This is a genomic window from Streptomyces sp. NPDC104106 (assembly GCF_055584345.1).
The window spans coordinates 1-12,368 of sequence record NZ_JBVJMF010000019.1; the positions used below are offsets into that span (position 1 = coordinate 1).

Sequence of the window (12,368 nt, forward strand, 5' to 3'; positions counted from 1 at the left end):
CCACCCGCCGGCTCGCCGAGCGCATCGAATACAGCCAGCCCGTCCTCTACAGCCACTTCCGCGGCAAACGCGAGATCATCGGCGCCGTCGCCCTCCAGGGCGCCACCGAGATGGCCACGACCGTGCGCGCCGCGACCGCGGCCGCGCACGGCCCCCGCGCCCGGGTCTCCGCCCTCGCGCGCGCCTACCTCGACTTCGCGGAACGCAACCCGGCCGTCTACGACGCCGTCTTCCAGCTCGACGGCGGACTGGCGTACGCGCAGGAGGACACCCCGGAGCCGCTGAAGGACGCCTTCGCCGCGCTGTTGGAGACCCTCGACGAGGCCGCCGGGGACGGCGTCGAACCGGGGCTGTTCACCGAGGTGTTCTGGGCGTCCCTGCACGGGATCGCGACCCTGACCCGGGCGGGACGGCTGCTGCCGCAGGACGCCGAGCGGAGGACGCAGCTGCTCGTGGACCGGCTCGCCGTGGTCTGACACACCGTCCCGGCGGTCAGGCAGCCGACGCCCTCGGGCCCCGCCACCTGCCTGCGGCGTTGCTTCCCGGCATCGCGGGCGACGCCGGGGCGGCCGGTACGGGCACATGACCCTGGGAGGTGCTCGGCCATGCCTGCCTCGCGGTCATGGCGGCCGGTTCGGCGGCACAAGGGGGTGCCGCCGAACCGGTCACACTGGCGCCGCGGACGCCGAGTCGTCGCCCGCCGCTGCCACCGCGGACGACGACTTCACCTGCCGGAGGGGCTGCCCGGCACGACGGCCGCTGAGGGGCCATCAGCCAACCGCACTCCGGACGATGCCTCTGAGCAGGTCAGACAGCGAAGCGCGGCTGGGTTGTCAGCCGCACGTCAGCGTCGGCACCACCCAGTCGCCGTGGTCGTTGCCGTTGCCGTCGCCGGCGTCACCGACCTTGAGGTCGACCACCTGGGCGCCGCTGAGGTCGACGTCGATCGGTACCGCGGCCTCTTTGCCGTGGATCGTCGGCGTGGTCACCAAGGTCTTGCCGTCGGCGATCACGGAGAACGTCACCGTTCCCGCACCGCCTGTCTCGTCGTCGACGCCCACGTCCGCCGTCAACCGGGAGCACTTTCCCGCGAGGTAGAGCTCGACGTCGCTGACCGCGTTGGTGCCCAGGCCCTTGGCGTATCGGACACCGGCGACACTGATCGGACGGCCGTCCCCGGCCGCCTGTTCGCCGACGCTGGTGTCACGTTCCACCGGACCCCACCCGTTGGTGGACGACAAGAACGGCAGGTCGCTCACAGCGCTCTTCCCGGCCGGCGGAGCCGGCGGGATCCCGCCGACGATGCGCTCGTCACCGCCGGCAGCCCGCCGTCCGTTCTGCAGGTAGTGCACCGTGGCGGTGAGTGCCGAGGCAGAGGGGAGCTTTCCGGCCGGCGGCTGGACCTTCCAGGTGAAGCCGGCCGATCCGCCGGGCCGCAGGCGCTTGACCGACGTGGGGCCCGTGGCGGTCACGGTCCAGCCGTCGGGCGCGAAGAGCGAGGCCGTCAGCCGGGAGGCGGTCGGTCCGTCCTTCGGCACCCGCACCGTCTCCTCGGCCGTGAAGGCCTGTCCTGACTGAGCGGTGTCCGGCACGTCCAGGGTGACGTCCGCTCCGGGACGCTTCGGCATCGCGTACTTCTCGGGGTCGTAGCGGGGGCTGTCGTTCTGCGCGACGTGCAGGGAGGAGGTGTAGCTGCCGTAGTCGGTGAGCGAGACCCTGCCGAGTCCGCCGGTGCTGCCGTCCAGGTTCCACACGGCGACGGCGACGCTGTTACGGCCGTTCGGGTTCAGGATCCCGTTGGGGACCGGGAAGGTGTGCTGCGGGCCGAGGTAGTTGACGTAGTTGCCGACCTGCCAGCCGTTCACGAAGATCGTTGCCCGGTACTTGCGTGCCGGGTCGTCGGTGAACGTCAGCCCGAGCGAGGTGTCCTGGCCGTGCGGCAGGTCGAGGCTGACGTCGGTGCGGTACCACGAGACCCCGGGACGGGTGTCGGTCGTCGGCAGGGACACCCGGTTCCAGTTGCCGTCCGGGTAGCCCGGCAGGGACCAGCCGGCCCGCTCGCCGTACAGACCGCCCGTCGACAGCGGGCCGCGCACCGGATCCTGCAGGTCCTCGCCGCCCCGTACGCCCTGCAGCCGCCAGGTGAGAGAGGTCAGCGGCGCCCCGACGAGAAAGGCGCTGGTCAGTCCGCGCGCGGTCTTGTTGCCGTTGGTCGAGTTGTAGTCCTCCTCGTGCCCCATGTTCACGGTGAGCACGGATATGACGTTGTCACCCGTGGACTTCACCGAACCGGCCGGGAAGGTGAAGTCGGCGCTGCCCGTGGTGGAGCTGCCCAGGAAGGTGCCGTTGAGCCAGGCGGAGAACGCCTGCGCACCGCCGCCGGAGTCCGAGACCAGGTGGATGCCGGTCTCCTTGCCGGTGGCGCGGAAACGGCCGCGGTACCACGTGTTGCCGGTGTGGAAGCCGTAGTCGTCCGCGTAGAGCACCGGCAGCGAGTTGACGCCGGAGACGCTGTCGGTGGTCGTCCTGTCCGCCACCTGCCAGCCGGAGTCGTCGAAACCGGGGGCCGCTTCGGGGGACTCCTCGGCGTGCTTCCAGTTCGTCAGGGCCGGCAGGTGGACCGGGGCGGCCACCGGGATCTTCCCGGTGAGGCTTCCTGTGTCGGTGGGCCGGGTGGCCAGGCTCCTGCCGTTCCAGGTGACGTGGTCGGCGGAGGTGAACACCTCGATGTTCGCGTCATCGGCGTTGTCGCCGGTGAGCGCCACCGTGCGGCCGCCGTCCCGGCCGGCCGCCGTCCGCAGCAGGTGGGTACCGCGCACGAGCACCGGGCCCGTCGCCGTGTCCTGACGCCAGAAGGTCTCCGCCGTGGCCTTGTCGCCGACGAGCAGCAGCAGCGGGCGCTTTGCGCCGCCACTGATGCTGACGCGGATCAGGCCCTTGTGCGTGTAGTTCAGCCGCAGGTCACCGGTGGCCGCGTCCCAGGTGGTCGTGACTGTGCCGCCGCTGGTGGTCACGGTGGGCCTGGAGGAGTAGCGCAGCACGGTCTCGCCGTCGCTGCCCGGGTCGCCGTAGAGCACAGCGACGTCCCGGTTCCCGATGGCCGCGCTGGTCATGATCTCCGAGGTCGAGTACTGCAACTGCGCGTCACCGAGGCGGTAGTCGGCCACGATGACGTGGGAGTCGCGTCCGTCGAGCGTGATCGCGGTACCCGGCTGCTGGGGCACGACCGGGTAGGTCGGCTGCGCGGCGGCGGTACCCGTCGGCACGTCGATGGCGTCGATGGACACGTAGTTGTCCGTGGAGGCCGAGCTGTGGTTCCCGTCGACGACGATCTTCAGGGTGTGTGACCCGGCGGGCAGGCCGGTCTTCTGGAAGACCACCGCCTGGTTCTCGCCCCCGGAGTCGTCGACCGTCGCCACCTTCGTGCCGTCGAGGTAGACGTCGGCGTAGCCGTGGTTGTCGGTCTTCGAGCCGATCCAGCGGATCGCGGTGCCGTCGAAGGGGACGGTGACCGAGTCGCCGGCCTTGTTCGAGAACGACTCGGTGTGCTTGTAGTCGCCGCCGGTGTAGCTCTGGTCGGCCACGTGCGACCACGAACCGGCGTACTGCAGCGCGGAGTCGGGGTCGTCCCAGGTGTAGGTGGTGTCCGCGGTCGGCTGGGCGTTGAAGTCCAGCGAGATGTGCGTCTTGTCGACAGCCGTGGACGTGGCGTTCCCGTGCCGGAGGACGTGGAACTGCGTCTTGGTGTCAGGGTTCATCCGTGCCGTGTCGACGACCGCCGAGTCGTCCGGTGGGGTGGCCCTGATCGCCTCGGTCTTGGTCAGCGGAGCGACCGACTGCGTGAAGTACCCGATGAGCTTGTCCTCGTAGTACTTCGGATCGAGCTGGCGGTTCTCGCGGATCGCGGCCCCGTAGTCGTACGACGTGTAGTTCTCCGGCATGCCCAGCCAGCCCCAGTTGGTGCCGCCGTAGGTCATGTAGAAGCTCTGCGCGGTGGCGCCGACGGCTATGTTCTGCTTGTAGAACACGTTGGCGAACTGGTCGTTGATCAATTGGGCGCACTTGTCGTAGCCCGGTCCGCCCCAGGGGTCGAAGGCGCCGCCCTGGAACTCCGGCGAGTACAGCGGCTTGCCGGCCGGGTGGTCGTAGCTGATGTCGGGTACGCCGTTCCACTTCGCGGGATTCGAGCAGTTGAAGCCCTGCGGGTAGGAGTCCGGGCCGTCGACGTCGAGGGCGCCGGTACCGGAGTTGAAGGTGCCGTTGTTGTTGCCGGTCAGCGGTACCGTGATGCCGTCGGCGCGGGCCTTGTCCTCCAGGTGCTTCATGTAGGCGCGGCCGGCGGCCGATCCGTTGTAGTACTCGTTCTCGACCTGGTAGGCGATGACCGACCCGGTGCCGTTGGTCAGCTGGTGGCGGGCGAGGATCCGGTCGATCTGCGTCAGCCACTCGTCCGCGTACTTCAGGAACTGCGGGTCGTCGCTGCGGTTGTGGCCGGCCTTGGTGGTCAGCCAGCCGGGCAGGCCGCCGCCGTCGACCTCCGCGTTGATGTACGGCGCCGGGCGCGCGATCACGTAGAGCCCGGCCTCCTGGGCCATGTCGAGCAGCTTGTCGACGTCACGCACCCCGCTGAAGTCGTACACACCCGGCTTCGGCGAGTGGTATCCCCAGTCGAAGTACAACGAGGTGGCGTTGAACCCGGCGGCCTTCATCTTCTGGAAGATGTCGCGCCACAGATCCGGACTCGGGAGCCGGAAGTAGTGGAACTCGCCGGACCACAGATAGGTGCGCTTGCCGTCGACGAGGAACGAGTAGCCGTCGAAACTCACCGTGTGCGCCCGCGGGCCGGCGGCAGGCGTGGCGGCGGGTACCTGCCCGCCGGCGTCCTGCGCCACGGCGGGCGCGGTCATGCCCGCGGCCAGGGCGATGGTCGCGGCGGTCGCGAGGACCGCCCGCCACCACCGACCGCCGCCGGGTATCGCAACCTCTGAACCGATCCCCTTACTCAGCACTGCGGCCTCCATACCGCCTGAGCAATCAACATCAAACAGACTCAGGCAAAGTCGAACAGTAGGGCCGCACAAGGCGCAACACAATGGGGCGGGAGGACACGGCCGAGGCGGCGGGGGCGGCTTGTTTACGGCACGGGCTTCACTCGTGCGGGCTAATCAACGTTCCGGCCCCGGCTTCGACCGTACGTAATGCCTAGCCCGGCCGTGACGGTGAGTGGTCGTCAGCTGGTGAGTGGTCAGCAGTTGGTGCGTGGCACGGTGGACGGGCCTGGGGGTGCGGTGGAAGTCAGGGACGTGCGTCACGCGTACGGTCGTCGTGAGGTTCTGCGGGGCTTGGAACTGTGAGCTGCTGTTACGCGAGTTGTCCGTCGTCGCGCAGCTGACGGATGTGCTGCGCGACCTGTCGGAAGACCTCGATGACGGGCGCCTCCACCTGCCGCTGGAGGACCTCGACCGGTTCACCGTGCGCGCCGAGGACATCAAGGCGAAACGCTGGACACCGGCTATGGCCGACCTCGTAGCGTTCGAGGCGGAGCGTGTCACCGGGCACCTGCACAAGGCCGCTGAAGTGGACCACGGCCCCGTGAGTAGCCTGCGTGAGTACATGGCCCTGATCACCGCCGCAGTGCTGGCCGCGGGCCGGGACGTCCTCCACCGACCGGTACAGCCGCCCCTGGGCACGCTGCTCGACGTGTGGCGGCCCCGCATGCGCGCCGTGATCCCCTGCTGACCTGTGAAAGGACGCGCCATGTCCATTGCTGTGACCGCCGCCGGCGACACGTACATTCCGCTTCTGGAGGCCGAGCTGCTGCGCCCCGTCCTCTGCATGGAGTCGGCCGAAGCCGTCGGCGGCACCGCCGACCAGGTGCTGGCTTTCGCGGCCGGCATCGAATGCCTGCACGTCGCCAGCCTCGTCCACGACGACATCATCGACCAGGACCCGGTACGCCGCGGGCGGGCCTCAACCGCCGAGCAGTACGGCCTCGCCGAAGCCCTGGTGGCAGGCGACGGACTGTCGATGGCGGGCATCGCGGCCCTGCTCGGCTCCGGCCCCGCCGATCGGGTGCTCCACGCGGCACGGGTCACCGTCGAGGCCTTACGCCACATGTGCCAGGGCATCATGCGCGAAACCGAGATCCGCGGCGACCTGACCTGCGGAGTGCCGACCGTCCTGGACGTCATTCAGCGACGTCGCCAACCTCCAACCCACCCTGCCCGTCCTGCTCGCCTACGAAGCCGCCGGCGAAGCCGACCGCGACCGCCTGACCGCCCTGTTCCGCGGCGGCACCGACCCCGTCACCGCACACCGGGACACCCTCGCCGTGCTGACACGCACCGGCGCTCTCGACCAGGCGGCCCGGATGGCATCCTCCCGCGCCGAACAGGCACGCGCCGAACTCACCGGGCTGCCGGACTCCACCCGGCTCGCCGAACTGGCCGCATCAGCGGCCGACCGTCGGCACTGAGCAGGGTCGGGGACCGGAGCGTCGGCCGATGCCCCGTTCTCGGTCCCCGACCCCACTGACAGGGACGAGGACGGCGAGCAGAAGCTGTCCTGCGCTTGCGGACGGCGTCAGGGGGAGCCGGGGTCGGGGGAGCGGGGAGGCCGGGCCCAGCCCAGGGAGCATTCGACGGCGCGCTGCCAGTTGGCGTATTCCGCCGCCCGCAGCCCGGTGTCCATGTCGGGCAGCCACTGCGCGGCCCGGTGCCAGTTGCGGCGCAGCACCTCCAGGTCCGGCCAGTAGCCGGCGGCGAGCCCCGCCGCGTACGCGGCGCCCAGGGAGACCGTCTCGGCGACCATGGGCCGCACCACGGGCACGTCGAGGACGTCCGCCACGAACTGCATGAGCAGGTTGTCCGCCGTCATGCCCCCGTCCACCTTGAGCTGCTGGAGGGGAACCGAGGAGTCGGCGTTCATGGCGTCGACGACTTCGCGCGTCTGCCAGCCGGTGGCCTCCAGGACCGCACGTGCCAGGTGCCCCTTGGTGATGTACGAGGTGAGGCCGACGATGACACCGCGGGCGTCGCTGCGCCAGCGAGGGGCGAACAGGCCCGAGAACGCGGGGACGATGTAGCAGCCGCCGTTGTCCTCGACCGTCCGGGCCAGCGTCTCGATCTCCGGGGCGCTGCTGATCAGGCCCAGACGGTCCCGGAACCACTGGACGAGCGCTCCGGTGACGGCGATGGACCCCTCCAGGGCGTAGGCCGGCTTCTGGTCCCCGATCTTGTAGGCGACGGTGGTGAGGAGCCCGTGCCGGGAGCGCACGATGTCGGCGCCGGTGTTGAGCAGCAGGAAGCTGCCCGTTCCGTAGGTGCACTTCGCCTCGCCGGGGGAGAAGCAGGTCTGGCCGAAGAGCGCGGCCTGCTGGTCGCCGAGCGCGGCCGTGATGGCCACGCCCGGCAGCAGGGAGCGCGCGTCCCCGTACGTCTCGGCGGAAGAGCGGATCTCGGGCAGCATCGCGCGGGGCACCCCGAAGAAGGCCAGCAGCTCGTCGTCCCAGGTGAGCGTGCGGATGTTCATCAGCATCGTGCGGCTGGCGTTGGTGGGGTCGGTGATGTGCGCACCGCCGTCCGCGCCGCCGGTGAGGTTCCAGATCAGCCAGCTCTCCATGTTCCCGAACAGCACCTCGCCGTCGTCGGCGCGTTGCCGGAGCCCCTTGACGTGGTCGAACAGCCAGCGGATCCGCAGCGCCGAGAAGTAGGTCGAGGGCGGCAGGCCGCACCGCCGCTGGAAGAACTCCTCTCCGGGATCCCGGGTGAGTTCCTCGACGAGCGGAGCCGTACGGGTGTCCTGCCAGACGAGCGCCCGGCCGACGGGGGCGCCGGTGCGCCGGTCCCAGAGGACGGTGGTCTCGCGCTGGTTGGCCAGACCGATCGCGGCGACCTGTCCCGCGCCGACACCGGCGACGGACAGGGCCTCGGGTACGACGCGCCGGAGGTTCTGCCAGATCTCGACGGCGTCGTGCTCGACCCGGCCGGGCTCGGGAAAGTGCTGCTGATGCTCCCGCTGGGCCACCGAGACCAGGCGCCCGCGGTGATCGAACAGGATGCATCGGGTCGAGTTGGTGCCCTGATCGATGGACATTACGAACCGTTCAGCCATGATCGGGTCTGCCTTCCGACGGGTCGAGAGGGCGGCCGGCGCGGCCTACCAGCGGGCGGCTCCCAGGTCTCTGGAGATCGCCCGCGCGGCCTCGCGGATCAGGGTGATCAGGGCCGGGCGGGGGTGGCCCTGGCTGTCGCAGATCTGCTCGACCGGCCCGGACAGCCCGATGGCGCCGACGACGAGGCCGCCGTGCCCTCGGATCGGCGCGGCGAGCCCGGCCTCTCCCATGCTCATCTCCTGGACCTCGGCGGCCCAGCCGAGTTCCCGGACCTCGGCGAGCGCCCGGGCGAGCTGCTCGCGGTCGACGAGGGTGTGCCGGGTGTAGGCCTCCAGCCCGGGCTGCTTGGCGGGTTCGATCGTCGCGGTCCCGTAGGCGAGCAGCACCTTGCCCAGCGAGGAGGCGTGCAGGGGCAGCAGCGAGCCCACGTCCAGGGTCTGGAAGCTGTCGTCCGGGCGGAAGACGTGGTGGACGATGAGCACGCTGCCCTCCAGGGGGGTGCCCAGGCGTACCGCCTCTCCGCTGCGCGCGGCGAGGGCGTCGGCCCAGTTGAGGGAGCGCGAGCGCAATTCGTTGACGTCCAGGTAGCTGGTGCCGAGGTGCAGCAGGGCGGCTCCGACCTGGTACTTCCCCGTCACCGGGTCCTGCTCCACGAAGTCAACGTGCTGGAGCGTGCGCAGAATGCCGTGGGCGGTGCCCTTGGCCAGTCCCAGGGAGGCCGCCACCTCGCCGAGCCCGAGGCGGCGGGGCCCACCGGCGAGGAGGCGCAGGATCGCCGCCGCCCGTTCGATCGACTGGACCGGTCCGGCCATGAGACGAGCCTATTACCGCCCGGGGCGCTTCGCCGTACGGGTGGGCCGCCCCCGCGAAGCCCTGCGAAGATCCACGTTCGGTAATGCCGACCGCCGTTCATTGACCCGCCCGAATTGTCTCCGTAGGTTGCTGCACAGCCGGTAGGAGCGCGTCATGGCGCCGCACCGGCCGCACACACCACCGGGAGAGACCATGGCGGCACAGCTCAACACGCTGCTTCGGGCGGCCTGCGAACACGTGTGTCCGGTACCGCCCGTCGCCGGCGCCGTCTCGGCCGTACGCCGAAGCGTGGCGGCGGTCTTCGCCGACTGGAGCATGTCCGAGCACCTCGTCGAGGACGCGCTCCTCGTGGTGTCCGAGCTGGTCACCAACGCGATCGTCCACGCCCGCCCGCCGGCCGTGCTCCGGCTGTCCTGGACGCCCCATGACGCCGCGCGGGCCCTGAGCATCGAGGTCACCGACGCGGGCCCCGCGTTCCCGACGGGCCGTTCGTTCGCCGGGATCGACCCGGACGAGCACGGCCGGGGCGAGACGATCGTCCACGCCCTGGCGGCGCGCCACGGCACCCGCGTCCACCCCGGCGGCGTCACCCGGTGGGCCGATCTCGCGGCGGCCTAGTGCCCCGGCAGGTAACGCTTGCCCGTCAGGGAGCGGCGTCCGGTGCGTGCTGTCGGCGTGCCGGCCGGAAGTCCTCGTACTGGGCGTACGTGGGCTTTCGGCCGGTGCGGCGAGTGGCGGCACCTCCCGCGCGCCGGGGGAGCCTGCCGGGCGTCGCGACGGGGCGAACGTCGCCTGCCCGGGCACTGGCGTCCGGCCCCGCGGCCCGGCACTACCGCGCGGCCCCTGCCCCGGGTCGGCACGTCACCTCTGTCGCGGGTTCGTGTACGACCACTGTCCCGGGCCGACGCGTGGGCTCGTGCCCGTCGGTCGCGTGACCTCCGTTGCGGGCCGTCGGCCGATCTCGGGCTGGGGCCGTGCAGGGAGCCCGGCGGTGGGCGGTGCGGAAAGCTCCGCTTGCGGTGGTGCGGGAACGCGCGCGTCCGCGGGCCGTCTGCGCAGCAGGAGCAGAGCGGCGTCGTCGTGCAGCCGGCCCCCCACATGGGCCAGCAGCTCGTCATGGACCGAAGCGAGCGTGCGTGCCGGGTCGTCGGACACATGGCGGGCCACACCCGCGGCCAGCGGATAGAAGGCGCGGGTGTGATCGCGGGCCTCGGTGACGCCGTCGGTGTAGAGCAGCAGCTGGTCACCGACGGCGAAGGGCAGGTGCTGCAGGCGGGGCGCCTGTCCGGCGAGGGCGCGAACCCGAGGGGCGGGGCCGCACGGGCGGGCTCGACCTGCGTGACGTCTCCGGAGGCGGATATCAGCAGCGGAGGCGCGTGTCCGCAGTTCACGACCTCCAAGTGCCCTGACCGGGGACAGCCGGCGGCCACCGCGGTGACGAAGTCGTCCGGGCCGAGGTTGCGGGCCAGGCTCCGCTCGATCCTGTCGACGACGGCCAGCAGGTCGGGCTCGTCATGGGCGGCCTCGCGGAACACTCCGAGCACGAGCGCGGCGGTGCCCACGGCGGGCAGCCCCTTGCCGCGCACGTCTCCGACGATCAGCCGGACTCCGTGCGAGGTGGGCACCAGGGCGTACAGGTCCCCGCCGATCCGGGCCTCGGCCGCCGCGGCGCTGTAGCGGACGGCCACCTGGAACGGGCCGACGGTCTCCGGGACGGGCTGGAGCAGCGCGTGCTGCGCGGCCTCGGCGACCGAGCGGACGTCCGCGAGCACCCGCTCGCGACGGCGGCGCAGCGCACTGGCCAGGCCGCCGGCCGCGGTGACGGCCAGCAGAGCGGTGAGTACGGCCGTCAGCTCACTGGCCGGGACCCCGTGCCCGAGGCCCAGGAACGCGCCCAGCACGGCCGCGAGGAGTCCGACGCCCAGCACGCCGCGTGGCCCGTTGGTGGCGGCGGCCAACGCGGGTCCGGCCGCCAGCAGCGGCAGCCAGATCCCTCCGACGAGGTCGACGGGCACGACGACGGCGAGGACCAGAACGGGCAGCACGCACATACCGGGGGACATACTGCCGTCGGTACACCGCAGGACCGCTCTCCACGCCCCGGCCGCACGGCTCGTGAACAGCCGCATCGGCATGTGGTCGCCGCCATGGTGTCGGGCCTGGCTCATGTCTGGTCCGCTGTCCTCACCGGTATGGGGTGCACACCCGCAATGTCTCTTTCAACAAGCAAACGGGCTGGGCGTGGGCCGCCACAAGGAGAGGGTTTTCAGATAGTGAGCGAGAGTCCCCTGGTCACCCGGCTCGCGATCGGGAGCAGGTGCGCCCGGATGTCCGGCAGCTGGGCCCGGCGTTCCACCGGCAGCGAGACACCGAGCGAGCCGACGGTGTCCCCGCTGTAGACGGGTACGGCGACGCAGACCGTGCCGAGCGCGTACTCCTCCAGGTCCGTGACCGCCGGTGCCAGGGGGGACGACTCGATCCGGCGCAGCAGCTCCGGGGCACTGGTGATCGTCCGGGGCGTGAGATCGGCGAGGTGGTGCCTGGACAGATACTCGCGGCGGGCCTCTTCGTCCAGCTCCCGGAGCACGGACTTGCCGAGGGCGGTGGCGTGACCGGCGTCCTCGAACCCCACCCAGAGGTCCACCCGCGGCATACGGGGCCCGTCGACGATCTCGGCGACCCGGATCTCGCCCTCCTCGTAGAACGTGAGGTAGGCGGCGGTGGACAGCTCGTCCCGCAGGGCGGCCAGCGCCGGGCGGACGCGGCTGAGCAGCGTCTGAGTGCGGCCCGCCGCGTGCAGGGAGTTCAGCCGGTCGCCCAGGACGAAGCAGCCGTCGGACAGCTTGCGTACGTATCCGTCGTGCACCAGGGTGCGCAGCAGGTGATAGGCGGTGGCCAGGGGCAGCTCGGACTCGCGTGCCAGCTGTTTCGCCGGCGCGCCGTTCGCGTGCGCGCTCACCGCCTCCAGCAACCGGAAGGCCCGCTGCACGGACGTGATGAGTGTGGGGCCGTCCTGCGCGCCCATAGGACAAGACTGCGCCGGGCATCCGGCACGGGCAAGACAGGAAGCCGGGCGCGAGCAGTACGGCCGCTTCGCCACCGGCCTTCGCCGTCGCCGTATGTTCACTCGAAATACATGGAAAGTATGCCCCGAAAGCATCCGCGACGCAGGAAAGTGCTGCATTGTCTGGTTTCGGACATTCGTATCCAAGAACAGGAAGTCAGCCGACATGGCCGAGATACTGGCAGCCGTGGCAGCGAAGATCGTCGCAGGGCTCGTCGAGGCGATCATCCTGCGCCTCGTGTGGCAGCTGTGGTCCGCGTACGCACCGCAACTGCGCCGGGCCTTCGGACCGGCCGCGTAACGCTCCGGCGCCCGGCAGCGCTCACGCCGCCGCGCGCCAGAGGCTTGTGGACTCGTCCGGCGGCCCCGCCTGCGGAC

Annotated in this window: 9 protein-coding genes and 2 pseudogenes; 6 read left to right on the forward strand and 5 right to left on the reverse strand. The window is 71.0% G+C overall.

The genetic code is table 11. The features are described 5' to 3' along the window. A partial coding sequence (locus ACZ60X_RS33870; protein ID WP_469606823.1) for a TetR-like C-terminal domain-containing protein occupies positions 1-476 on the forward strand: 476 nt, incomplete at its 5' end. Between the two features lie 357 nt (positions 477-833). On the opposite strand, the gene ACZ60X_RS33875 is transcribed toward ACZ60X_RS33870, so the two are convergent. Further along, a complete protein-coding gene (locus tag ACZ60X_RS33875; RefSeq protein ID WP_469607137.1) occupies positions 834-4,907 on the reverse strand; it encodes a beta-galactosidase in 4,074 nt (1,357 codons plus the stop codon). Between the two features lie 463 nt (positions 4,908-5,370). Between ACZ60X_RS33875 and ACZ60X_RS33880 the strand changes: the two genes are divergently transcribed. The 3 genes and pseudogenes from ACZ60X_RS33880 to ACZ60X_RS33890 all read left to right on the forward strand — a co-directional run bounded on the left by ACZ60X_RS33880 (position 5,371) and on the right by ACZ60X_RS33890 (position 6,475). Next, the gene (locus tag ACZ60X_RS33880; protein ID WP_469606826.1) at positions 5,371-5,739 is read left to right on the forward strand and encodes a squalene/phytoene synthase family protein; all 369 of its coding nucleotides are present in this window, start codon (positions 5,371-5,373) and stop codon (positions 5,737-5,739) included. A gap of 96 nt (positions 5,740-5,835) precedes the next feature. Beyond that, positions 5,836-6,081 (forward strand): annotated as a pseudogene (locus ACZ60X_RS33885) (polyprenyl synthetase family protein); the annotation flags it as partial. Between the two features lie 250 nt (positions 6,082-6,331). Further along, positions 6,332-6,475, forward strand: a complete 144-nt coding sequence (locus tag ACZ60X_RS33890) for a hypothetical protein (protein WP_469607156.1) — start codon at positions 6,332-6,334, stop codon at positions 6,473-6,475. A gap of 107 nt (positions 6,476-6,582) precedes the next feature. Here ACZ60X_RS33890 and glpK read toward each other — a convergent pair whose 3' ends face one another. Together glpK and ACZ60X_RS33900 are read right to left on the reverse strand one after the other, a co-directional pair. Continuing rightward, positions 6,583-8,112 carry a glycerol kinase GlpK gene (gene glpK / locus ACZ60X_RS33895; protein WP_469606829.1) on the reverse strand — a complete coding sequence of 510 codons (1,530 nt, stop codon included), beginning with the start codon at positions 8,110-8,112 and terminating at the stop codon, positions 6,583-6,585. Between the two features lie 45 nt (positions 8,113-8,157). Continuing rightward, a complete protein-coding gene (locus tag ACZ60X_RS33900; RefSeq protein WP_469606831.1) occupies positions 8,158-8,925 on the reverse strand; it encodes an IclR family transcriptional regulator in 768 nt (255 codons plus the stop codon). Between the two features lie 193 nt (positions 8,926-9,118). Between ACZ60X_RS33900 and ACZ60X_RS33905 the strand changes: the two genes are divergently transcribed. Then, on the forward strand, positions 9,119-9,544 hold the full coding sequence (locus ACZ60X_RS33905) for an ATP-binding protein (protein ID WP_469606835.1): 426 nt from the start codon (positions 9,119-9,121) through the stop codon (positions 9,542-9,544). 402 nt (positions 9,545-9,946) lie between these two features. Here ACZ60X_RS33905 and ACZ60X_RS33910 read toward each other — a convergent pair. Continuing rightward, a pseudogene (locus tag ACZ60X_RS33910) lies at positions 9,947-11,094 on the reverse strand (PP2C family protein-serine/threonine phosphatase); the annotation flags it as partial. Between the two features lie 98 nt (positions 11,095-11,192). Continuing rightward, positions 11,193-11,951 carry an IclR family transcriptional regulator gene (locus ACZ60X_RS33915; RefSeq protein WP_469606838.1) on the reverse strand — a complete coding sequence of 253 codons (759 nt, stop codon included), beginning with the start codon at positions 11,949-11,951 and terminating at the stop codon, positions 11,193-11,195. Between the two features lie 205 nt (positions 11,952-12,156). On the opposite strand from ACZ60X_RS33915, the gene ACZ60X_RS33920 reads away from it, so the two are divergent. After that, complete coding sequence (locus ACZ60X_RS33920) at positions 12,157-12,291, forward strand: hypothetical protein (protein ID WP_469606841.1); 135 nt, start codon at positions 12,157-12,159, stop codon at positions 12,289-12,291. Positions 12,292-12,368: the final 77 nt, after the last annotated feature.